Here is a 20993-nt window from a genome sequence, read left to right as displayed (position 1 = left end):
CCCGGTGCGACCCCTGCCATACCGGGAACCTGTACCGGGACAAGTTGCAAACGACCTGTGTCGCGTGTCACAAAAAGGATGACAAGCACAAAGGCACACTGGGCGAGAAATGTGGCGACTGTCACGTCGAGCGCGCATGGAACGAGACACGCTTCGATCACGCTCAATCCCGCTTCCCGCTACGCGGCAAGCATGCGGACATTGAGTGCAAAGCCTGTCACAAAAGCGCGCTATTCAAGGATGCACCCATGAACTGCATCGCCTGCCACAAGAAGGATGACAAGCATAAAGGCGGATTGGGCGACGCGTGCGACTCCTGTCATGGCGAGCGCGACTGGAAGGAAAACCGCTTCGATCACGGCAAAACGCGATTTGCGTTGTCAGGCCGTCACCGTTCCGTGAAGTGCGACGACTGTCACCAGGGACAGAAGTACAGGAACACAGCCATGGCCTGTAATGCCTGCCACAAGCAAGACGATGTGCACAAAGGACAGCAAGGTGAGAAGTGCGAGCAATGCCATAGCGTACAAGGCTGGAAGCAGACCACGTTCAACCACGGCCTCACCCGTTTTCCCCTGCTGGGCAGGCACCAGGTTGTGGAATGCAAAAAATGCCATGCGACGCCTCAATTCAAGGACGCCAGGACGGAATGCGTGGCGTGTCACGACAAGGATGACATCCACAAGCGGCGTCTCGGCGATCAGTGTGACAGCTGCCATAACAGCCGCGATTGGCGGTTATGGGACTTCAACCACACCACCCGGACTCGCTTCAGGCTCGATGGTGGGCATCGGGGCCTGGATTGCTATAGCTGTCACAGAAAGCCCGTTTCAGGCAAGGCCTCCCTGCCGATGGGATGTGTGAGCTGTCACGACAAGGATGACGTGCATGACGGCAGCTTCGGCAGGCAGTGCGAGAAATGTCACGGAACGGATTCTTTCAAGCGGGTCCGCCTGCGCCAGGGCCAAAATTCCCCGCCCACGAAAATTGCGGTTTCAGAAGTGGCCTGTCAGACCGTCGTTCGGGGAGGATGCCAGGGCGGCGCCAGACAAGCCACACGTGCTTTGCAAACCATGTTTGCTTCGGGAGGCGACGCACGATGAGGGGTGTCTATTCTGTTGTCAGATCACGCATTCTTCCAGGATTGTGGCAGCTATGGGCCGTTCTGCTGCTCTGCGTAGCAAGCATGGTTACCCAGCCGACCCTCGCTGCGGGGCCAGGTGCTGCCGGTTTCGATCATGCGAAGACAGGCTTTCAACTGAGTGGGGCTCATCGGAACGTGCGGTGCGAATCGTGCCACGTCCAGGGCGTTTTCAAGGGAACACCTACCCAGTGTTCGAGTTGCCATGCCAGCGGCAGCCAGCGCATCACGGCCGCTGCCATGCCGGCCACACATATTCCGACCAAGCAGGCATGCGAAACTTGCCACAACACCTTGTCATTCACTGGCGCGCACTTCAACCATATGGGCGTCGCGCCCGGTACTTGCGCCACCTGTCACAACGGCAGCATGGCCAAGGGCAAGCCGAGCACGCATATTGTGACGACGGCTGCTTGCGACACGTGCCACAAAACCAGCGCGTGGACTCCTGCCAGTTTCAATCATGGTGCGGTCACCCCAGGTAGCTGCGCCAGTTGCCACAATGGCAAGACCGCGACCGGCAAGCCGAGTACGCATATCCCGACCACGGCGTCCTGCGACACCTGCCACAAGACCGTTGCCTGGAAACCTGCCGCCTTCAGCCACAGCGGGGTTGCTCCGGGAACGTGTGCGACCTGCCACAACGGCAGCACGGCAACTGGGAAACCGGCTACGCACATTCCTACCACGCAGACGTGCGACAGCTGCCATAAAGCCAGCGCCTGGACACCGGCCAACTTCAATCACAATGGCGTTACCTCGGGTGGTTGTGCAACGTGCCACAACGGCAAAACTGCGACCGGCAAGCCGGGTACACATATCCCGACCACGGCGTCCTGTGACACCTGTCACAAGACCGTGGCCTGGAAGCCTGCTTCTTTCAGTCACAGTGGGGTTGCTCCGGGAACCTGTGCGACCTGCCACAACGGCAGTATCGCCAAAGGGAAGCCGAGCACGCATATCCCGACCGCGGCCGCCTGTGATAGCTGCCACAAGACTGCTGCCTGGGTGCCTGCCAATTTCAACCATAGCGGCGTTACCCCTGGCGCCTGTGTGACTTGCCACAACGGCACCACGGCAACTGGCAAACCGGCTACCCATATCCCCACCACTCAGGCGTGCGACACCTGCCACAAGACTGCCAGCTGGAAACCCGCGACGATGAACCACACGGGCATTGCGCCCGGAACCTGTGCCACCTGCCATAACGGAACAACTGCAGCAGGCAAGTCCGCGAACCACATTCCGACCACGGCGTCCTGTGACACCTGCCATAAGACCTCATCGTGGAATACGGCGACGATGAACCACACCGGCATCGCCCCCGGGACGTGCTCGACTTGCCACAATGGCACGACCGCCACGGGCAAGTCGAGCACGCACATTCCTACGACCCAGTCGTGCGACACCTGTCACAAGACCAGCGCCTGGACACCCGCGACTTTCAGTCATACCGGCATTGCCCCCGGCACGTGCTCGACTTGCCACAACGGCACGACTGCAACCGGCAAGTCGACCACGCACATTCCTACGACCCAATCGTGCGATACCTGTCACAAGACCAGCGCCTGGACACCTGCGACTTTCAGTCATACCGGCGTCGCGCCCGGCACGTGCTCGACCTGCCACAACGGCACGACTGCCATGGGCAAGCCCACGACCCACCTTCCGACCACGGCGTCCTGTGACACCTGCCACAAGACATCCGCCTGGACACCCGCGACCTTCAGCCATACGGGCATTGCGCCCGGAACCTGTGCCACCTGCCACAACGGCACGACTGCGACCGGCAAGCCGTCCACGCACATTCCTACGAACCAGTCGTGCGACACCTGTCACAAGACCAGCGCCTGGACACCTGCGACTTTCAGTCATACCGGCGTCGCGCCCGGCACGTGCTCGACTTGCCACAACGGCACGACCGCCATGGGCAAGCCCACGACCCACCTTCCGACCACAGCCTCATGCGACAGCTGCCATAAAACATCTGCCTGGACACCCGCGACCTTTAGCCATACGGGCATTGCGCCCGGAACCTGTGCCACCTGCCATAACGGAACAACTGCAGCAGGCAAACCCACGACCCACATTCCGACTACGGCGTCCTGTGACACCTGTCACAAGACATCCGCCTGGACCCCGGCTACCTTCAGCCACACTGGCGTCGCGCCTGGCACGTGCTCGACCTGCCACAACGGCACGACTGCCACGGGCAAACCCACGACCCACATTCCGACCACGGCGTCCTGTGACACCTGCCACAAGACATCCGCCTGGACACCCGCGACCTTCAGCCATACGGGCATTGCGCCCGGAACCTGTGCTACCTGCCACAACGGCACGACCGCAACGGGCAAGCCGACCACGCACATTCCTACGACCCAGTCGTGCGACACCTGTCACAAGACCAGTGCCTGGACACCTGCGACTTTCAGTCATGCCGGGATTGCACCTGGCACGTGCTCGACCTGCCACAACGGCACGACTGCGACCGGCAAGCCGCCCACGCACATTCCTACGACCCAGTCGTGCGACACCTGTCACAAGACATCCGCCTGGACCCCGGCTACCTTCAGCCACACTGGCGTCGCGCCTGGCACGTGCTCGACCTGCCACAACGGCACGACAGCGACGGGCAAGCCGACCACACATATTCCCACGACCCAGTCGTGCGACACCTGTCACAAGACCAGTGCCTGGACGCCCGCGACTTTCAGCCATACGGGCATTGCGCCCGGAACCTGTGCTACCTGCCACAACGGCACGACCGCAACGGGCAAGCCGACCACGCACATTCCCACGACTCAGTCCTGCGACACCTGCCATCGGACCAGCGCCTGGACACCTGCGACTTTCAGTCATACGGGCATTGCACCTGGAACGTGCGCAACTTGCCACAATGGCACGACTGCGACCGGCAAGCCGACCACGCATATTCCCACGACTCAGTCGTGCGACACCTGTCACAAGACCAGCGCCTGGACACCCGCGACTTTCAGTCATACCGGCATTGCTCCCGGCACGTGCTCGACTTGCCACAACGGCACGACTGCCACGGGCAAACCCACGACCCACATTCCGACCACGGCGTCCTGCGATACCTGCCACCGGACGACAGCCCCGTTTACCACTGCGACCATGAATCACAGTGCGGTTATCAGCGCTACCTGCGAGTCATGCCACAACGGGGCGTACACGTCTTCCGGGGCACAGGCCAAACCGATCAATCACATTCCGACGGCCTTGGTCGGCGGAAAGGACTGCAAGGCCTGTCATACCAGTACTGCCAGCTGGTCGACCATGAAGATGGACCACAACAATATTCTGACCGGTTGCAAGACCTGTCATGCGAGCGGCACCAGTTACCTGGGCAGCATGGAGAAAAAGAGCGTGACCCATCAGTCGAAAACGGCCACCGATTGTTCTCAATCCGGTTGCCACCGACCCTTGGGCAACAAGGGCGTGGCCTACGTCAAATGGGATTGAGCCGCAGCAGTTTATTCGCTCGAATTTCCCGAGTGAGCCACCGATCGGCTCACCCGGGGCGCTTTCAGGAATCATGACGGGACAGGCAATGTTTTTTACTACTCGGAACAAGCTGGTTGCAGCATTGATCGGTTGCAGCATTCTGGCGATCAGTCCGCAGATGGCGGGTGCACAGATTCTGGAGGAAATCCAGGTTCAACCCGATAGCTTCGAAAATGTCATCCGACTGCAGTTCAATGCCCGGATCCAGTTTTTACGGGCAGTCAAAGTTGGCAAGACCAATACCATCGTGGTGTATTTCAGGATTCTTCAAGGTGAGGAATCGACGGAAATCAAATCGGTCGAGACGCTCAAGTCAAAATCATTTGATCAGCTTCCAGACGTGACGGCGACGCTCTCGCCTCAGACCTCTTCAGTCAAGAGGCTGACCTTGCAGATTGGGAAGGACAAGCAGGTCGCGGATGGACGGGTGCTCGCCGGCGCGGATGGCCGTAGTGTGGACATCATTTTTGGCGACACGGCGAGGAAGTATCAACTGGTCCCGGACGGTAAACGCTACGCCCTGACATTGCTAAGTTCGACATCCCGGGATGAAGTGAGTGGCAAAGTCATCCCTCGCGAGTTGCAGGACTATGACGTTTTCACGTCACAGCAGACGCGTGAAGGACAGACGTTCTATGAACTGAACCTGGGTTATTTCGCCACCGCCGAGCAAGCTGAACAGGTCCGTGCTGGTCTGCTGTCCCAATTTCCGCAGGCCGAAATAAGCGATCTGCGCAAGCGCAGGAAAGCCATGCTCAAGGCTGCTTCCGCGAGTGCGAAATCCGAAGTGACGTTGGGACCACGGCAGGCCCCGGTGGCGCTTCCTGACGTGGAAAACCAGGCGGCCATGCTGATGCCGAAGGCGCAGGAAGCCTTGAATGCCGCGAATTACGAACTGGCCATCGATCTCTTTAACCAGATTCTGCTGTTGCCGCCCAACCACTATTCGCAGGACGCGCAGGAATTGATTGGCGTGGCCCGGGAGCGCAACGAAGAGTTGGCCAAGGCGAGAGCGGAGTATGCGCTGTATCTGAAACTGTTTCCGGAAGGAGCGGGTGCCGAACGCGTGCGTCAGCATTTGGCGGGGCTCAAAGCGGAGAGCACGTCTACGGGGGCGGTTCGGGCAAAAGCCAGAAGACGCGATGAGCCTGTCATCAAGACCGTGTCCGGCAGCCTTTCGCAATACTATTTCGGCGGCAGCACCCAGACGCAGACCGCTTTCAATACGCCTACCACAGCCGGGACCTCGACGCTTTCGGCCATAAACCAGTCTTCGCTGCGAACCCATCTCGATTTGCAAGGGCGTTACCGGAATTCCGATGCGGACCAGAAACTGGTTTTCCGGGATGACAACATCGTCAGTTTCATCAAGTCGCGCCCGAGCCTGAATCATGTCCTGTCGGCCTACTATAGCTACAAGGGACTGGGGAACGGGTTCAATGCCACACTGGGTCGCCAGATCGGAACGTCCGGGGGCGTGCTCGGCCGGTTCGATGGCGCGCAGCTTGGCTACTATTTCGCGCCCAAATGGCGAGCCAACGTGGTTGCCGGTGTGCCGGTCGAATTCCCCGCTCTCGGCTCAGATCGAAAATTCTGGGGGATCAGCCTGGATGGCGACGAACTGACCGAACGCCTGCGTGGCAAGACCTACTATATCGAGCAGTCGGCAGACGGCATCCAGGATCGGCGCGCCGTCGGCCTGGAACTGGGGTTTTACGACATGCGCGGTTCCGTCAGCAGCCTGGTGGACTATGACGTGAGCTACAGTGCGCTTAACATCGGTACCCTCCAGGGCAACTGGCAGACAGAGAAGGGGGGCATGTTCAGTTTCCTGCTGGATTATCGCCGCTCGCCGTTGCTCACCACGTCGGTTGCCCTGTACAACGCTGCGGTGACGTCTATGTCGCCTATTCCGACCAGCATCAAACAATTGCTCGCGACCAATACGGAAGATCAGGTTCGTACATGGGCGGACAATAGTAGTGCGGTCTCCAAACTCTTCCAGGCGGGGTACATCACGCCGCTGAATAAAACCTGGCAGGCAGGGGGAGATTTCAATCTGACCAATACCGGCGCCTTGCCCGGATCGACCTTGAGCGATGGAACTGTCCTGCCGCCGACGCCGGCCACCGGAAACATTTATGCCTATTCCCTGCGAGCCATCGGCTCCGGGCTTTTGATGGCAAACGACGTCAATGTGTTCACCTTGTCCCTGAACAAAGGCAATATCTTTAACGGCCAGCTCCTGGCATACAACAACGTCACCCGGCTGGAACGCTGGACGCTTGAGCCTTCGTTGAAGTATTACCAGCAGAAAAGCGATCCCGATACCCATCTGGCCCGTTGGACGCCTGAAATTCACCTGACCTATCTGTGGAAGGGCAACCTGTCCCTGGAAGCGGATTACATCTATGAGCATTCGACGACAACCAGCCCTGGCAACAATGAAATCAGCCAGCAGCATTTCTTCTATGTAGGTTACCGTTGGGACATCTGACCGGCGGACGCAGCAAAGGCCACTTATGCTGGAAATAATCGGACTGGGTTGTGTGCGTGGTGAGCGTCGCCTGTTTGGCAACGTGTCGTTCACCCTCGAACCGGGCGGACTGATCTGGATCCAGGGCGGCAACGGCAGCGGCAAGACCACGTTGTTGCGCACCCTGTGTGGGTTGACCCAGGCCATGGCCGGCGAAGTACGCTGGCGTGGCGAACCTATACGGGCGTGGGGCGAGGACTACCGTCGGGAACTGACCTACATCGGCCATGCCAATGGCCTGAAGGAAGAACTCAGCGCGCGGGAAAATCTCCTTGTCGCCGCGCGCCTTGCCAGCCAGCCCGCCAGTCGTGTCGAGGTTGATGGGGCGCTGCAAGACATGGGACTGGCAGGACGCGAACATCTGCCGGTCAAATTCCTGTCCCAGGGCCAGCGCCGCCGTGCTGCCCTGGCCCGGTTGAAGCTTGCTCAGCCGCGTCCGCTCTGGCTGTTGGACGAACCATTCAACGCACTGGATGCCCACGCGGTCGCGGGGGTGCGGCACATCATGGAAGGCCACCTGGCAAGGGGCGGCATGATCGCCTTGACGTCGCATCAGGATGTCGGCGTCCAGGCAACCGATACCCAGACGTTGCGGCTCGATGCCTGAGGGGACACGGACATGATGCGAACCCTGGGCCATATTGTTACCCGTGACGTACTGCTTGCCATGCGCCGACGGGCCGACGTGGCGACCACGCTGTTTTTCTTCGTCATCGTTGCCAGCCTGTTCCCGCTCGGTGTGGGTCCGGAGCCCAAGCTGCTGCGCGCCATGGCGCCCGGCATTCTATGGGTGGCGGCCTTGCTGGCTTCCATGTTGTCCTTGGGTCGGCTGTTCGATGCGGATTATGCGGATGGCAGCCTCGAACAGTTGATGCTGGCACCCGAGCCGCTGGCCCTGGTGGTGATCGGCAAGGTCATGGCGCATTGGCTGATTTCGGGCTTGCCGCTGGTTTTGATTGCACCGGTGATCGCATTGCAATTCGACCTGCCGACCGGTTCGCTCGGTACGTTATTTCTGGCCTTGCTGCTGGGTACGCCGTTGTTGAGCCTGATCGGCGCCATTGGCGCGGCCCTGACGGTGGGCGTGCGTGGTGGCGGGGTGCTGGTGTCGTTGCTGGTACTGCCGCTGTATGTGCCGGTGCTGGTCTTTGGTGCCGGGGCCGTGGACGCCAGTACCACCGGTATGGATGCCAGTGGCCACTTGTCCATCCTCGGCGCACTGCTGCTGCTGGGCATGGTACTGGCGCCCTGGGCTACCGCAGCTGCTTTGCGAATCTCGCTGGAATGATCGAGGTGCGTCTCCCTATGACCTGCATGGAACGATTTCCGGAATGAAACTGAACTGGTTCAAATACGCCTCGCCTGCCACGTTCTATCCGCTGGCAGGGAAGCTGATTCCCTGGTTTGCGCTGAGCGCGGCCGGGTTCACCTTCGCAGGCCTGTATCTCAGCTTTTTTGTGGCGCCCACCGACTTCCAGCAGGGCGAGTCGTACCGCATCATTTTCATCCATGTGCCTGCCGCCTGGATGTCGATGTTCATCTACATCGTGATGGCGGGATGGGCTGCAGCGGGGTTGATCTTCAACACGCGCCTGTCGTCGATGATGGCGAGTGCGTTGGCGCCCACCGGCGCCCTGTTCACGTTTATCGCCCTGTGGACCGGTGCGTTCTGGGGCAAGCCCACCTGGGGTGCCTGGTGGGTGTGGGATGCGCGACTGACGTCCGAACTGATGCTGCTGTTCCTGTATCTGGGTTTCCTGGCCTTGCACGCCGCGATCGACGACACGCGCCGTGCCGATCGTGCCAGTGCATTGCTGGCGCTGGTCGGCGTGGTCAACGTGCCCATCATCTATTTCTCGGTCAAGTGGTGGAACACCCTGCACCAGGGCGCATCGGTCAGCATGACCATGGCCCCCAAGATGGCGACCACCATGCTGTTGGGCATGTTGATCATGGCGCTGGCCTGCTGGATGTACAGCATTGCCGCGGCGTTGGCGCGGGTGCGCTGCATCATCCTCGAACGCGAGCAGCAGGCCGAGTGGCTCGCAAAATTGACCAAGGAGCCAGCATGAACTGGAAGAGTCTGGACGACTTCATCGCCATGGGGGGGTATGGCTTTTATGTCTGGGGCGCGTACCTCGTCACGGCCGCCCTCATCACGGCCGAAATTCTTATGCTTCGCATGCGTCGGCGTGCCGTCGAAAAGGCCCGTCGAATGCAGGCCTTGCTATCCGAACAGGTGACATATGAAACCACGCCATAAACGCATGGCCCTGATGGCCGTCGGGCTGACCGCGGTGGGCATTGCAGCCACCCTGGTGCTGAATGCCTTGCGCAGCAACATGGCGTTCTTCTTCACGCCGACCCAGATCGCCGCGCACGAAGCGCCTACCGGCCGTGGCCTGCGGGTTGGCGGATTGGTGGAAACCGGCAGCGTCCGGCGGGACGGAGTGACGGTTCACTTCATCGTGACCGATACCGCGCATTCGATCCCCGTGACCTATACCGGCATCCTTCCTGATCTGTTCAAGGAAGGAAAAGGGGTGGTGGCTCAGGGAGAAATGTCTGCCAATGGGGTATTCCAGGCCAGTGAAGTGCTGGCCAAACACGACGAAAACTATATGCCTCCCGAGGCGGCCGAAGCCCTCAAGCGCGCCCAGGCTTCGGGCGAAAGCACCGGCAAGACGCTGGTCATGGATACGGAAAGACAAGCCAAATGATTCCTGAAATCGGCCACTTCGCCCTCATTGTCGCCTTCCTTATTTCCCTTGCGCTGGCCGTTTTTCCCATCGTCGGCGCGCAGCGCGGCATCGCGTCCTGGATGGCCATGGCCCGACCGGCCGCGCAGGGGCTGTTCGTGTTCATCATGCTGGCCATGGTTTGTCTGGCCTACTCCTTCGCCGTCAACGATTTTTCCGTGTTGTATGTCGCCAGCAACTCCAACTCCATGCTGCCGCTGCACTACCGGCTGGCCGCGGTATGGGGCGGCCATGAAGGCTCGGTGCTGCTGTGGGTATTCATGCTGACCTTCTGGATGGTCGCGGTCTCGCTGTTCAGCCGCCATCTGCCGCGCGAAATGGTGGCGCGCATCCTGGGCGTGATGGGTTTCATCTGTGTCGGGTTTCTGCTGTTCATCCTGCTGACGTCCAATCCCTTCGAGCGCCTGCTACCCGCCGCCCTGGATGGCCGCGATCTCAACCCGCTGCTGCAGGATCCCGGCATGATCTTCCATCCGCCCATGCTCTACATGGGCTATGTGGGCTTCTCGGTGGCCTTTGCCTTTGCCATCGCCGCGCTGTTGGGCGGCAACCTGGATGCGGCCTGGGCGCGCTGGTCACGGCCCTGGACCCTGGTGGCCTGGGTCTTCCTCACCGTGGGCATCGCGCTCGGCAGCGCCTGGGCATACTACGAACTGGGCTGGGGCGGCTGGTGGTTCTGGGATCCGGTGGAAAACGCGTCCTTCATGCCCTGGCTGGTCGGCACGGCCCTGATCCACTCGCTCGCCGTCACCGAAAAACGTGGCAGCTTCAAGAACTGGACCGTGCTGCTCGCCATCTTCGCCTTTTCCCTGTCGCTTTTGGGCACCTTCCTCGTGCGCTCGGGGGTGCTGACCTCGGTCCACGCATTTGCCACCGATCCCCGGCGTGGCATCTTCATCCTGATGTTCCTGGCCGTCGTGACCGGCGGTTCGCTCCTGCTGTTCGCCTGGCGCGCGGCCAAGGTCGGTCTCGGCGGACGGTTCGATCTGGTGTCGCGTGAATCCATGCTGCTTGCCAACAATGTCATTCTGGTCGTGGCGGCCGGCTCGGTATTGCTGGGAACGCTGTATCCGCTGGTTCTCGATGCGCTGCGGCTGGGCAAGATATCGGTCGGTCCGCCGTACTTCGACACCGTGTTTGCGCCACTTATGGCTCCAGCTATTTTCCTGATGGGGGTCGGTCCGTTCGCCCGCTGGAAATCCGCCAGCCTGCCTGATCTGGCCGTGCGCCTGCGCTGGGCCTTCGGGATCAGTCTCGTCAGTGCCTTGCTGCTGCCTGTCGTGCTGGGGCACTGGTCCCCCATGATCAGCTTTGGCCTGCTGCTCGCCCTGTGGGTGTTCGCAACCACTACGCTCAATCTGTGGAATCGGGTCAGGCCGACCATGGGTGCCTCGGTGCCGCAGCGGCTGGGCAACCAGTCGAGAAGCTATTACGGCATGCTGCTGGCGCACCTCGGCGTCGGCGTGTTCATCGTCGGCGTGACCCTGGTCAAGGGCTACCAGGTCGAGAAGGACGTGCGCATGGAGGTCGGCGACACGGCCACCATCGGCGCCTACCAGTTCGTCTTCAAGGGCGTGACCGAAACGCCCGGCCCCAACTACATGGCATCGCGAGGCGCCATCGACATCCTGAAGAATGGCCGATTGGAGCGCACCCTGGCACCGGAAAAACGCATGTATTTCGCGACGCAGATGCCGATGACCGAGGCAGCCATCGATCCTGGTCTAATCCGTGACCTGTATGTCTCGCTGGGTGAGCCAGTCGGTAACGGTGCCTGGGTCGTACGCGTGTATTACAAGCCTTTCGTGGACTGGATCTGGGGCGGCTGTCTGGTCATGGCGCTGGGCGGCGCGATGGCGTTGTCCGACCGACGTTACCGCATGGCGCGCCGCCGGGAACCCGCTGCATTGGCTGGCCGCCTGGCGGAGGCGGCATGAAGGCGCGCTACCTGATTCCTCTGGCGATTTTCATTGCCATGCTGGTGTTCTTGGGCGTGGGCCTCAAGCTCGATCCGCGCGAGGTGCCGTCTCCGCTCATCGGCAAACCGGCGCCCGCATTCCGCTTGCAAACGCTCGATACGCCCCCGCGTGTGTTGTCTTCCGCGGAGATGCGTGGCCAGGTCTGGCTGCTCAATGTGTGGGCTTCGTGGTGCAGCGGTTGCCGCGAGGAGCATCCGGTTCTGGTCGAGCTTTCCAAAACCCGTGCCGTACCGATCTATGGGCTGGATTACAAGGATCAGCCGGACGATGCGCGCCGCCTGCTGAACGGCTTGGGCAATCCCTATGTTGCCAGCGTATCCGACCTGGATGGCCGGACGGGTATCGAATTCGGCGTCTACGGCGTGCCCGAAACCTTTGTCATCGACAAGGCCGGCATCATTCGCCACAAGCAGACCGGTCCTATTACGCCTGAAATCTGGCGCGACACGATTCTACCGCTGGTGAAAAAACTCAATGCTGCATAAATTCGTTCTTCCGCTTTTGTTGGCGGCGTCGCTTTCCCCGGCGTTTGCCAAGGAGGCTGCTCCTGCTGCGGCTGATCCCGTGGCCGAGGCAAGGCTGATGCAACTCGCCAGCGAGTTGCGCTGCCTGGTGTGCCAGAACCAGACGATTGCCGATTCCAATGCCGATCTGGCGGTGGATTTGCGTAATGAAATCCGCGAAAAAATCGAGTCCGGCATGAACGATGCCGAGATCAAGGATTTCATGGTCGCCCGTTACGGCGATTTCGTGTTGTATCGACCGCCGCTCAAGAACACCACCTTATTCCTCTGGGTCGGCCCTTTCCTGTTGCTGGCCGTGGGTGGCGGAATCCTGTATGTCACCCTGAAACAACGCCGAGAGCGCGTCGCTGAACCCGAGCTGAGCCACGACGAACAGGCGCTGGCCGAATCCCTGCTGCAAACCGACCAAACCAAGGAAACAACATGACCGGATTTTTCATCGTGATCGGCGTACTTATTGCCCTGGGGCTTGCCTTCGTGCTGCCTGCGCTGGTCAGGCAACGCGGCGAGGATGATAGGAATATGCGTGCGCAGGCGAACGTATTGATTTACCGCGACCAGATCAAGGAACTGGATGCCGACCTGGCAAACGGTACGCTCAATGCGGAACAGCATGCCGCAGGCCGGCGCGAACTGGAAAAACGTGCGCTGGAAGATACATTGGCCGCCGTCAGCGAAGCCACGCCTGCACAATCCCAACGCGCCGCCTGGGCGCCGATCGCCTTGGCGGTGCTGATCCCCGCTGTTGCGGTGGGGATGTATCTCAAGCTGGGTACGCCCCTGGCGATCGCGCCGTCAGATAGTGCACCTCGGGTGGCGACGGCACCGGCCAACGCGCAGGCTCAGGGCGGCAGTCCGCACAGCACGTCCTTCGACGCCATCCGGGCCATGGCGGAGAAACTCGCAGCCCGCCTCAAGGACAACCCGGACGATGGTGCAGGCTGGGCCATGCTGGCACGTTCCTACAACGTGCTGGGTCGCTTCGCCGAAGCCTCCGAAGCCTATTCCCAGGCGGAAAAACGGCTGTCGCCCGATGCTCAGTTGATGGCCGATCATGCCGATGCACTGGCCATGTCCCAGGGACAGAAACTCGACGGTGAGCCGCTGGCGATGCTGCAACGCGCCCTGAAAATCGATCCGGCCAACCTCAAGGCGTTGGCGCTGATGGGAACCGCTGCGTTCGACAGGAAAGATTACAAGGGTGCGATCGGCTACTGGGAAAAGGTGGTCCAAACGGCCCCGGCCGACTCCGAATTCACCCAGTCGCTGCAAGCCAGCCTGGACGAGGCCCGTGCGCTGGCTGAAGGGCGTACGCCGCCTGCCGCACTGCCGTCCATCATGCAGGCCCCGCAGGAGGCTGCGGCACCGGCTGCCGCCAATGGCGTACGGGTCAGCGGACAGGTCAAACTGGCCCCGGCGCTGGCGGCCAAGGTGTCGCCCGGGGATACCTTGTTTATCTTCGCCCGAGCAGAAAACGGTCCGCGCATGCCGCTGGCCATCCTGAGCCAGAAGGCCGGCGAATTACCCAGCCGCTTCAGTCTGGATGACTCCAATTCCATGGCGCCGGGCATGAAGCTGTCGGCGTTTCCCTCGGTGATGGTCGTGGCCCGCATTTCGAAAAGCGGTAACGCCAGTGCGCAAAGCGGCGATCTGGAGGGCAGCGTGGGGCCGCTCAAGCCGGGCACGCAGGATATCCAGATCAATATCGACAAAGTGATTCCCTGAACGTCAGGGTAACGCACTATTTCAGCAGGATAATCGCCAGGCTCAGAACCGCCAGACCGATCGCGACAGTCAGCAGCCAGGTATTGCGCGCCTGCTGGACGGCGATGCGTTCGAGTCGGGTTTCAAGTGCATTCGAGTCGTCGTTGCGCGACAGGTAGGTATGGGTCAGCCGTGGCAGCTGCGGCAGCAGCACCGCCCACTTTGGCGCCTCGGCTTGCAGGTTCTTCATCAACGCACGCCAGCCCATCTGCTCGTTCATCCAGCGTTCCAGGAAGGGCTTGGCGGTTTTCCACAGGTCGAGTTCGGGGTCGAGTTGCCGACCGAGCCCCTCGATGTTGAGCAGGGTTTTCTGCAGCAGCACCAACTGCGGCTGGATTTCCACGTTGAAGCGGCGCGAGGCCTGAAACAGCTGCAGCAACACGCGGCCGAATGAAATGTCCTTCAGCGGGCGATCGAACACCGGCTCGCACACCGCGCGTACCGCGGCCTCGAGTTCGTCGATGCGGGTGTCGGGCGGCACCCAGCCGGATTCCAGATGCGCCAGCGCCACGCCTTTGTAGTCGCGGCGGAAGAAGGCGAGGAAATTGCGCGCAAGGTACTGCTTGTCGACTTCGGTGAGCGTACCCATGATGCCGAAATCCAGCGCGATGTACTGCTCGGACCCCGGGCGTACCAGGATGTTGCCGGGATGCATGTCGGCGTGGAAGAAGCCGTCGCGGAACACCTGGGTGAAGAAGATCTCCACGCCGGTAGCGGCGAGTTTTGGGATATTCACGCCGGATTCGCGCAGGCGCCCGATCTGGCTCACCGGGATGCCGTCCATGCGGTCCATCACCATGACGTCGCGGCCGCAGTAATCCCAGTACACCTCGGGCACCTTCAGCAGCGGCGAGTCCTTGAAGTTGCGCCGCAGCTGCGAGCAGTTGGCGGCTTCGCGCATCAGGTCGAGCTCGTCTGCCAGATGTTTCTCGAATTCGCTGACGACTTCGCGCGGACGCAATCGCTTGCCGTCGGCGAACAGTTTCTCCACCAGGCCCGCGGCGGCATAGAGCAGCGAGACGTCGTGCGCGATCACGGGTGCGATGCCGGGGCGGAGTACCTTCACTGCGACGGTGGTACCGTCACCCCCTGAAGGGGGTGGGTGCAGGCGGGCGAAATGTACCTGCGCCACCGAGGCGGACGCGATCGGCGTGGCGTCGAATTCGGCGAATACGTGGGCCAGCGGTTTTTTATAGGTCGCCTCCAGGGTGGCAATGGCCTCGGCCGATGGAAAAGGCGGCACCCGATCCTGTAGCTGGGCGAGTTCGTCGGCAATGTCGAGCGGCACCAGATCGCGTCGGGTGGAGAGCATCTGGCCGAATTTGACGAAGATCGGCCCCAACGCCTCCAGAGCACGGCGCAGGCGCACGCCGCGCGGTTCGTTGAGCGGCCGCCAGAACAGGGTGACGCGCACCAGCCAACGCAGGGGGCGTACCCGCTCGTGGCCGAGAAAGAATTCTTCCAGCCCGTAGCGTAGGCCGATGCTGAGGATGCGGGCGAGGCGCAGCAGTTTCATGCGTCGCGCGTTTCCAGCCGCCGCAGGCGGGCATCCAGCCGTGCCGTGTCGTCGGCCAGCACGTCGACCGCCTGGTTGAAGCGCGCGACGTCGACGCCGCGCGCCATCAGCTCGACTTCCTCGACCAGGTATTCGCTTGCGTTGTGGCCCAGTGCCGAGAAAGCGCGGGCGATACTGGCGAGGGCGTCGCGGCTGATCGTGTTCAGCCTGTGTGCGGCAATGTCGCCGACCCATGGCGCCAGATCGGCCTCGACGTCCCAATCCAGCTGCTTGAAAACGCGGTCGAGTGTGGCGAGCAAGGCCGGGTCGCCAGTGTAGTCCGCGTCGCGCAGCGCATCGCGGCCGAAAAACGGCAGGCGGGCGACGAGCGCAGGGGTGGGACGAATGACGGCGTCGGGGGCATCGACCACGGCTTCGGAAAAACAGCCGTCGTCGGCGATGCGGAAATCGAATTGCTTGAATGCCAGGTCGAAGCGCACGCTCGCACCGGCGTGCCTGACCAACGCCTCGGCCGTACCGGGCGACTGCCGCAACAGATGGTTGAGGCTGCGTTCGAAAAGGCTTTCAGCGATCAAACCTTGAAGCCTTTATGCAGTGCGACGACACCGGCGGTGAGATTGTGATAGCTGACCTTGGCGAAACCGGCGGTCTCCATCATCGCCTTGAGTTCTTCCTGGCCGGGATGCATGCGGATCGATTCGGCCAGGTACTGGTAGCTGGCGGCGTCCTTGGCGACCAGCTTGCCCATCAGCGGCAACAGCTTGAAGGAATACAGGTCGTAGGCGGGTTCCAGTGGTTTCCATACCTTGGAAAATTCCAGCACCAGGAGGCGGCCGCCGGGTTTCAGCACGCGGTTCATCTCGGCCAGCGCCTGATCCTTGTGCGTCATGTTCCGCAGGCCGAAGGCGACCGATACGCAATCGAAATAGTCGTCTGGAAACGGCAGCCGCTCGCCATCGCACTGAATGGCCGGCGGCGTCCTGCCCTCGTTGAGCATGCGGTCGCGGCCTTCGCGCAGCATCGAGAAGTTGATATCGGTGAGCAGCACCTGGCCGGTGTCGCCGACTTCCTTCAGGAACAGCCGGGTCAGGTCGGCGGTGCCGCCGGCGACGTCGAGCACCTTCATGCCGGGCCGCAAGCCCGCCTGCGCCACGGCAAAGCGCTTCCACAGCCGGTGCAGGCCGGCCGACATGAGATCGTTCATGACGTCGTATTGGGCGGCGACGGAATGGAAGACCTCGGCCACTTTGGCGGCTTTTTCGGACTCGGCGACCTGCTGGTAGCCGAAATGGGTGGTTTTATCCATGGCAGACGGGGTCAAGGGGAAACCTCTGAATTCTACCAGCGCACGGGCTGGCGCGGATTTGGGCGGGCCTGTTCGATGTCATAAATCAGTCATACTGCTGTCATAGTATGGCTACCATTCAAACAATGCTGGAATCACCATGGCTGCCAATATTTTGCTGGTCGAAGACGAACCCGGAATCCAGGAATTGCTGAAGTTCAACCTGGCGCAGGCCGGGCATCAGGTCACCGCCGCCGGTGACGCCGAGCATGCGCTGAAATTCCTCAAAAGCACGCTGCCCGACGTCATCCTGCTTGACTGGATGCTGCCCGGCATGTCGGGGATCGACCTGTGCAAGCGCCTGCGCAGCGACGAGCGCTACCAGCCAATCCCCATCATCATGCTGACGGCGCGTGGCGAGGAACGCGACAAGGTGCTGGGGCTGGATACCGGCGCCGACGACTACATCACCAAGCCGTTCTCGCCGCGCGAACTGGTGTCGCGCATCAAGGCCGTGTTGCGTCGCCGGGCGCCGCAGATGACCGACGAGCCGGTGGAGATCAACGGCCTGAAGCTTGATCCCACCAGCCATCGCGTCCAGGGCAAGGGCCAGGCGCTGGAACTGGGGCCGACCGAATTCCGCCTGCTGCACTTCTTCATGACGCACCCCGAGCGCGTCTACTCGCGCACCCAGTTGCTCGACCAGGTGTGGGGCGACGACGTGTTCGTGGAGGAACGTACGGTCGACGTCCACATCCGCCGCCTGCGCCTGGCGTTGGAGCCGTCCGGCCATTCCGAGCTGATCCAGACCGTGCGCGGCTCGGGTTACCGCTTTTCGGCCGACGTGGGATAATCCACCCACCGCGGTTTTCAAGCAGGCAAACATGGGTTTTTGGTGGCGTCCACTCAGTGTGCTGGCCGGCGTATTGCTGGTGGCGCTGATCTTGTGGGCCGGCTCCGGATGGGTGGCTGCTCTGGGATTCCTGGCCGGCGTCCAGGCTTTCGTGATGCTGCGCCGCCTGTGGCAGGAATTCCGCCTGGCGCGCTGGCTGGAAAATCCGGACGAAGTGGAGCCGCCGGACGCCACCGGCACCTGGGGCGACATCTTCTACCGGCTGCAAAAACTCCAGCGCCGCCAGAAAGCCAGCCGTGGCCAGCTCACCTCCGCCCTCGAACAGTTCGAACATGCCGCGATGGCCGTGCCCGACGGCATGGTCATTCTCAACCGCAGCGAACAGATCGAATGGTGCAACCCCGCTTCCCGCACCTATATGGGCCTGGACTGCGAACGCGACCGCGGCCAGTTCATCCGCTACCTGCTGCGGCAGGCACAGTTCCTGGATTTTCTCGACGCAGCCGATTATTCGCGGCGCCTGGTGTGCAAATCTCCGGTGAATCGCGAACTCATCCTATCCCTGCAACTGGTACCGTTCGGCGAATCGCAGAAGTTGCTGGTCGCCCGCGACATCACCGACCTCGAGCGCGTCGATGCGATGCGCCGCGACTTCATCGCCAATGTCTCGCACGAATTGCGCACGCCCTTGACCGTGGTCGGCGGTTTTGTCGAAACCCTGGCCGATGCCCCCGACCTGCCTGCCGCCGAGAGCCGCCATTATTTCGATTTGATGCTGGACCATACCCGGCGCATGCAACACCTGCTGGACGACTTGCTGACCCTGTCACGGCTGGAAAGCGCCGATCACATGCTCAAGGACGAGCTCGTCAACGTGCCCGAGCTGGCGCAGGCCTTGAAGGCCGAAGCGGAATCGCTGAGCCGCGGACGGCACCGGGTCAGCCTGCAATGCCAGAGCGAGGCCTGCTTGAAAGGCAGCCTGCAGGAAATCCGCAGTGCGCTCGGCAACCTGGTGTCGAATGCCGTGCGCTACACCCCGGAAGGCGGCGACATCACCCTGGCTTGGCGAGAGCGCAACAGCGAGGGGGTTTTTTCAGTCATCGATACCGGCGAAGGCATCGCGGCCGAGCATATTCCCCGCCTGACCGAACGCTTCTATCGGGTGGACCGCAGCCGCTCGCGTGAAACCGGCGGCACCGGACTGGGGCTTGCCATCGTCAAGCATGTGCTGACCCGCCACGGTGCGCGTCTGGAGATCCAGTCCGTGCCCGGCAAGGGCAGCACCTTCTCGGCCGTTTTCCCTGCTCAGCGTCTTCAACTCCCGGGCGCGGAGAAAAGTGGCACGGTCATTCCGTTTCCCGAACGCGAGCAAGCCGTCGGCTGAGCGTGGTTCTTGGCGCTTTAGCGCCTATAGAACCACGGCCTGCCCCTCGCGGGTGAAGCGTGGTTCTTGGCGCATACGACTCCACACGTGCTTCAGCACGTAGTGGATTGGCGTCCTTTAGGGCTTCAATGGGTTGGGAGTGGGACTACACCAGTGAGTTGAACGCCGCGGCAAGCTGCGCGTCCAGGTCGGCGGGTACTGCGTGAGATGTTTCCCTCAGTCTCTCTCCCCATACCGGATTCGGGAAATGCGGGTCGTCCGCAAAGCGCGGAATCACGTGCCAGTGCACGTGCGGCACCACGTTGCCGAGCGAGGCGAGATTGATCTTGTCGGGCCGCATCACGTCGCGGATGACCTGCTCGGTTTTGCACACCATCATCATCAAACGCGAGCGCTCTTCAGGTACCAGGTCGGTCATTTCCTTGACGTGGCGGTTGAGGATCACACGCAGGAAACCGGGGTAATCCGGTTCGTCGGCCCGTATCACGCGGCAGAACTCATCCTGCCACAACAGCCGCCCGCCCGGCGCATTGCATAAGGGACAATCAGACATACGCGCTTCCTTGAAACAAGACGCCCCGCATCATGCGGGGCGGGACCAGGCTTGGCAAGCAGCCGCTCAGGCGCGGCGGCGCGCCCGCCAGCCCACCAGCCCCAGCCCGGCCAGCAGCATGAGCCATGCGTCGGGTTCGGGCACGGTAGTCACGTTGTAGGTGTTGCCGGAAGCGAAGCTGGCCGTTGCGCCCTCGGGCAGCGCGATGTTGACGAGGTTCGCGCTGTTGGAGAAGTCGAGGGTGGTGGCGCCGCTGCCCTCTTTAGTTGGACTGCTGCAGGAACTATCTGTGGAAAATGCGCAAAATGTCTCAATCCCGCCGAGGCCAGCACCCAGAGCGCCGATCAGATAAAACGTCTCGCCGTAGGTAAAGGTTAGTGTGCCGTGCAGCGTAATGTTGAGATTTTGCCCGACTCCTGGCGCGAGAATTTGGTCAACAAGCGTTTGTGGGGGCTGCAAAGCTGGAATCCCCTGGACTCCGTCCAGGGGGGGCTGTATCTCGGTTGTGAACAGAAGCGAGGTGTCGTTGTAGGGTGAAACACCAATGGTATGGCCGGCAATAGGGGTTACTCCATTTGCGTTCAGGAACCATGGGTTTGTCGGGAGCGATGCATAGTTGATGATTGTGTCGCTGGCCAGTTGGGTCGGGTGTACATTGCTGGCATACAAACCATAGCCGACGATCCCGGCGATTGCGCCAGCATCTACGTTCCCGTTCAACTGTACTGTGAACTGCATCACGCCAGTACCGTTTCCACCGTTGATCGTAACGGTGTCATACCAGCCAGAATAACTAATGGTACTAAGCGTGCCCAAGGGAAACGTGTTGGCACTGGCGTAAGCATGGTTGCTTCCCTGAGTCGTGCTGGCCGAAGCGGTGTAATACGGGAGGCTGGCAACAAATGGGCCGGATACGCTGATGCTTGCTGTTTCCCCAGGCAGCGTGGTGATGTCCAAATTCGGAGTGTAGAGACTACCCGTCAGGAAATCATTGGCGACATCGGCAGCGGCCGAATAGGTTTCGTAAGCGGGCAAACCGGTTGCCCAAGCAGGTGTGACGCCTACCATGAGTGCGGCAGCAAGCGTCGTCAGACGGACGTGCATGATTTTCCTCCCCTAAGACCAAGTATTTGATTTGACTGCTTGTTATATCTGGTCTCCGCAGGCCGGA

The 20993-nt window shown here is 61.4% G+C and carries 23 protein-coding genes; 14 read left to right on the top strand and 9 right to left on the bottom strand.

Annotated features, from left to right (window positions below):
• A partial coding sequence (locus tag ABT23_RS07880) for a cytochrome c3 family protein (protein WP_296633434.1) occupies positions 1–1103 on the top strand: 1103 nt, incomplete at its 5' end.
• Between the two features lie 499 nt (positions 1104–1602).
• Here ABT23_RS07880 and ABT23_RS07875 read toward each other — a convergent pair.
• The 4 genes from ABT23_RS07875 to ABT23_RS07860 all read right to left on the bottom strand — a co-directional run bounded on the left by ABT23_RS07875 (position 1603) and on the right by ABT23_RS07860 (position 3447).
• The gene (locus ABT23_RS07875) at positions 1603–1884 is read right to left on the bottom strand and encodes a hypothetical protein (protein ID WP_296633433.1); all 282 of its coding nucleotides are present in this window, start codon (positions 1882–1884) and stop codon (positions 1603–1605) included.
• A 369-nt stretch (positions 1885–2253) separates the two neighbouring features.
• On the bottom strand, positions 2254–2520 hold the full coding sequence (locus tag ABT23_RS07870) for a hypothetical protein (protein ID WP_296633432.1): 267 nt from the start codon (positions 2518–2520) through the stop codon (positions 2254–2256).
• 210 nt (positions 2521–2730) lie between these two features.
• On the bottom strand, positions 2731–2943 hold the full coding sequence (locus ABT23_RS07865; RefSeq protein ID WP_296633431.1) for a hypothetical protein: 213 nt from the start codon (positions 2941–2943) through the stop codon (positions 2731–2733).
• 315 nt (positions 2944–3258) lie between these two features.
• Positions 3259–3447, bottom strand: coding sequence for a hypothetical protein (locus tag ABT23_RS07860; protein WP_296633430.1), 189 nt, complete (start codon positions 3445–3447; stop codon positions 3259–3261).
• 994 nt (positions 3448–4441) lie between these two features.
• Between ABT23_RS07860 and ABT23_RS07855 the strand changes: the two genes are divergently transcribed.
• From ABT23_RS07855 to ccmI, 11 genes are all read left to right on the top strand, one after another.
• Positions 4442–4627: a hypothetical protein gene (locus ABT23_RS07855; RefSeq protein ID WP_296633428.1), complete on the top strand. Its 186-nt coding sequence runs from the start codon at positions 4442–4444 to the stop codon at positions 4625–4627.
• A gap of 73 nt (positions 4628–4700) precedes the next feature.
• On the top strand, positions 4701–7166 hold the full coding sequence (locus ABT23_RS07850) for a hypothetical protein (RefSeq protein ID WP_296633427.1): 2466 nt from the start codon (positions 4701–4703) through the stop codon (positions 7164–7166).
• A gap of 25 nt (positions 7167–7191) precedes the next feature.
• Positions 7192–7812, top strand: a complete 621-nt coding sequence (gene ccmA, locus ABT23_RS07845; RefSeq protein WP_296633425.1) for a cytochrome c biogenesis heme-transporting ATPase CcmA — start codon at positions 7192–7194, stop codon at positions 7810–7812.
• Between the two features lie 15 nt (positions 7813–7827).
• Complete coding sequence (gene ccmB, locus ABT23_RS07840; protein WP_296633437.1) at positions 7828–8493, top strand: heme exporter protein CcmB; 666 nt, start codon at positions 7828–7830, stop codon at positions 8491–8493.
• Between the two features lie 43 nt (positions 8494–8536).
• Positions 8537–9277, top strand: a complete 741-nt coding sequence (gene ccmC, locus ABT23_RS07835; RefSeq protein WP_296633424.1) for a heme ABC transporter permease CcmC — start codon at positions 8537–8539, stop codon at positions 9275–9277.
• The gene (gene ccmD / locus ABT23_RS07830; RefSeq protein WP_296633422.1) at positions 9274–9468 is read left to right on the top strand and encodes a heme exporter protein CcmD; all 195 of its coding nucleotides are present in this window, start codon (positions 9274–9276) and stop codon (positions 9466–9468) included. Before ccmC ends, ccmD begins: the two co-directional genes overlap by 4 nt.
• Positions 9452–9925, top strand: coding sequence for a cytochrome c maturation protein CcmE (gene ccmE / locus ABT23_RS07825; RefSeq protein ID WP_296633421.1), 474 nt, complete (start codon positions 9452–9454; stop codon positions 9923–9925). Before ccmD ends, ccmE begins: the two co-directional genes overlap by 17 nt.
• Entirely contained in the window at positions 9922–11901 is a 1980-nt protein-coding gene (locus tag ABT23_RS07820) for a heme lyase CcmF/NrfE family subunit (protein ID WP_296633419.1), read from the top strand. Before ccmE ends, ABT23_RS07820 begins: the two co-directional genes overlap by 4 nt.
• Positions 11898–12428 carry a DsbE family thiol:disulfide interchange protein gene (locus ABT23_RS07815; protein WP_296633418.1) on the top strand — a complete coding sequence of 177 codons (531 nt, stop codon included), beginning with the start codon at positions 11898–11900 and terminating at the stop codon, positions 12426–12428. Before ABT23_RS07820 ends, ABT23_RS07815 begins: the two co-directional genes overlap by 4 nt.
• On the top strand, positions 12418–12894 hold the full coding sequence (locus tag ABT23_RS07810; protein WP_296633417.1) for a cytochrome c-type biogenesis protein: 477 nt from the start codon (positions 12418–12420) through the stop codon (positions 12892–12894). The genes ABT23_RS07815 and ABT23_RS07810 overlap by 11 nt, the downstream gene beginning before the upstream one ends.
• A complete protein-coding gene (gene ccmI / locus ABT23_RS07805) occupies positions 12891–14192 on the top strand; it encodes a c-type cytochrome biogenesis protein CcmI (protein WP_296633416.1) in 1302 nt (433 codons plus the stop codon). The genes ABT23_RS07810 and ccmI overlap by 4 nt, the downstream gene beginning before the upstream one ends.
• A 16-nt stretch (positions 14193–14208) precedes the next feature.
• Here ccmI and ubiB read toward each other — a convergent pair whose 3' ends face one another.
• The 3 genes from ubiB to ubiE are packed head-to-tail and all read right to left on the bottom strand — an operon-like array spanning position 14209 to position 17053.
• Positions 14209–15747: a ubiquinone biosynthesis regulatory protein kinase UbiB gene (ubiB, locus tag ABT23_RS07800; RefSeq protein WP_296633415.1), complete on the bottom strand. Its 1539-nt coding sequence runs from the start codon at positions 15745–15747 to the stop codon at positions 14209–14211.
• A complete protein-coding gene (locus ABT23_RS07795) occupies positions 15744–16322 on the bottom strand; it encodes a hypothetical protein (RefSeq protein ID WP_296633414.1) in 579 nt (192 codons plus the stop codon). Before ABT23_RS07795 ends, ubiB begins: the two co-directional genes overlap by 4 nt.
• A complete protein-coding gene (ubiE, locus tag ABT23_RS07790; protein WP_296633413.1) occupies positions 16319–17053 on the bottom strand; it encodes a bifunctional demethylmenaquinone methyltransferase/2-methoxy-6-polyprenyl-1,4-benzoquinol methylase UbiE in 735 nt (244 codons plus the stop codon). Before ubiE ends, ABT23_RS07795 begins: the two co-directional genes overlap by 4 nt.
• Before the next feature lie 139 nt (positions 17054–17192).
• Between ubiE and phoB the strand changes: the two genes are divergently transcribed.
• Together phoB and phoR are read left to right on the top strand one after the other, a co-directional pair.
• On the top strand, positions 17193–17885 hold the full coding sequence (gene phoB / locus ABT23_RS07785; protein ID WP_296633412.1) for a phosphate regulon transcriptional regulator PhoB: 693 nt from the start codon (positions 17193–17195) through the stop codon (positions 17883–17885).
• Between the two features lie 31 nt (positions 17886–17916).
• Positions 17917–19269 carry a phosphate regulon sensor histidine kinase PhoR gene (phoR, locus tag ABT23_RS07780; RefSeq protein ID WP_296633411.1) on the top strand — a complete coding sequence of 451 codons (1353 nt, stop codon included), beginning with the start codon at positions 17917–17919 and terminating at the stop codon, positions 19267–19269.
• A 145-nt stretch (positions 19270–19414) separates the two neighbouring features.
• On the opposite strand, the gene ABT23_RS07775 is transcribed toward phoR, so the two are convergent.
• Positions 19415–19822 carry an HIT family protein gene (locus tag ABT23_RS07775; RefSeq protein WP_296633410.1) on the bottom strand — a complete coding sequence of 136 codons (408 nt, stop codon included), beginning with the start codon at positions 19820–19822 and terminating at the stop codon, positions 19415–19417.
• Positions 19823–19888: 66 nt separating this feature from the next.
• Positions 19889–20926, bottom strand: coding sequence for a PEP-CTERM sorting domain-containing protein (locus ABT23_RS07770; protein ID WP_296633409.1), 1038 nt, complete (start codon positions 20924–20926; stop codon positions 19889–19891).
• Between the last annotated feature and the right edge of the window lie 67 nt (positions 20927–20993).

Source organism: Thiobacillus sp. SCN 63-57 (assembly GCF_001725555.1).
Taxonomy (GTDB): domain Bacteria; phylum Pseudomonadota; class Gammaproteobacteria; order Burkholderiales; family Thiobacillaceae; genus Thiobacillus.
Note: the sequence above shows the minus strand (reverse complement) of the source record. Positions and strands in the feature narration are given on the sequence as shown.

Coding starts and splice junctions, on each gene's coding strand:
- ABT23_RS07860 (WP_296633430.1), bottom strand. CDS start 3,447: ATGCCCGTATGGCTGAAGGTCGCGGGTGTCCAGGCGGATGTCTTGTGG.
- ABT23_RS07855 (WP_296633428.1), top strand. CDS start 4,442: ATGAAGATGGACCACAACAATATTCTGACCGGTTGCAAGACCTGTCAT.
- ABT23_RS07850 (WP_296633427.1), top strand. CDS start 4,701: ATGACGGGACAGGCAATGTTTTTTACTACTCGGAACAAGCTGGTTGCA.
- ccmA (WP_296633425.1), top strand. CDS start 7,192: ATGCTGGAAATAATCGGACTGGGTTGTGTGCGTGGTGAGCGTCGCCTG.
- ccmB (WP_296633437.1), top strand. CDS start 7,828: ATGCGAACCCTGGGCCATATTGTTACCCGTGACGTACTGCTTGCCATG.
- ccmC (WP_296633424.1), top strand. CDS start 8,537: ATGAAACTGAACTGGTTCAAATACGCCTCGCCTGCCACGTTCTATCCG.
- ccmD (WP_296633422.1), top strand. CDS start 9,274: ATGAACTGGAAGAGTCTGGACGACTTCATCGCCATGGGGGGGTATGGC.
- ccmE (WP_296633421.1), top strand. CDS start 9,452: ATGAAACCACGCCATAAACGCATGGCCCTGATGGCCGTCGGGCTGACC.
- ABT23_RS07820 (WP_296633419.1), top strand. CDS start 9,922: ATGATTCCTGAAATCGGCCACTTCGCCCTCATTGTCGCCTTCCTTATT.
- ABT23_RS07815 (WP_296633418.1), top strand. CDS start 11,898: ATGAAGGCGCGCTACCTGATTCCTCTGGCGATTTTCATTGCCATGCTG.
- ABT23_RS07810 (WP_296633417.1), top strand. CDS start 12,418: ATGCTGCATAAATTCGTTCTTCCGCTTTTGTTGGCGGCGTCGCTTTCC.
- ccmI (WP_296633416.1), top strand. CDS start 12,891: ATGACCGGATTTTTCATCGTGATCGGCGTACTTATTGCCCTGGGGCTT.
- ubiB (WP_296633415.1), bottom strand. CDS start 15,747: ATGAAACTGCTGCGCCTCGCCCGCATCCTCAGCATCGGCCTACGCTAC.
- ubiE (WP_296633413.1), bottom strand. CDS start 17,053: ATGGATAAAACCACCCATTTCGGCTACCAGCAGGTCGCCGAGTCCGAA.
- phoB (WP_296633412.1), top strand. CDS start 17,193: ATGGCTGCCAATATTTTGCTGGTCGAAGACGAACCCGGAATCCAGGAA.
- phoR (WP_296633411.1), top strand. CDS start 17,917: ATGGGTTTTTGGTGGCGTCCACTCAGTGTGCTGGCCGGCGTATTGCTG.
- ABT23_RS07775 (WP_296633410.1), bottom strand. CDS start 19,822: ATGTCTGATTGTCCCTTATGCAATGCGCCGGGCGGGCGGCTGTTGTGG.
- ABT23_RS07770 (WP_296633409.1), bottom strand. CDS start 20,926: ATGCACGTCCGTCTGACGACGCTTGCTGCCGCACTCATGGTAGGCGTC.